The sequence below is a fragment of the Luteimonas flava genome (assembly GCF_036584485.1).
Taxonomy (GTDB): Bacteria; Pseudomonadota; Gammaproteobacteria; order Xanthomonadales; family Xanthomonadaceae; genus Luteimonas; species Luteimonas flava.
Genome location: NZ_JAZHBM010000050.1, coordinates 1 through 333, shown reverse-complemented (window position 1 = coordinate 333; position 333 = coordinate 1). Strand labels below are relative to the sequence as shown.

At 66.4% G+C, this 333-nt stretch carries 1 protein-coding gene; it reads left to right on the top strand.

Going from position 1 to position 333, the window contains the following annotated elements; translation table 11 throughout:
• Positions 1–27 precede the first annotated feature (27 nt).
• Positions 28–333: Mur ligase family protein (locus V3391_RS17640; protein ID WP_332079754.1), on the top strand; the 306-nt coding region annotated here is incomplete at its 3' end.

The following is a 333-nucleotide window of genomic DNA, read 5'->3' as shown; positions in this document are numbered from 1 at the left end:
GCCTTCTATCAGCAACCGGATGCCGGCATGTTCACCGTGGCCGTCACCGGCACCAACGGCAAGACCTCCAGCGCCGTGTGGCTCGGCCAGGCCCTGTCGCGCGGCGGCGAACCGGCTGCTGTCATCGGCACGCTGGGCGTGGGCGTGTTCAAACCACGCGGCGAAGTGGAATACGACGTTACCGGCTACACCACGCCGGACGCAGTGCTGCTGGCGCGCTCGCTGGCTGGCCTGCGCGATAAAGGCGCAACCTCGCTGGCAATTGAAGCGTCGTCGATCGGTCTGGATCAAGGCCGTTTGTCGGGCATGCACGTCGACGTCGCGCTGTTCACC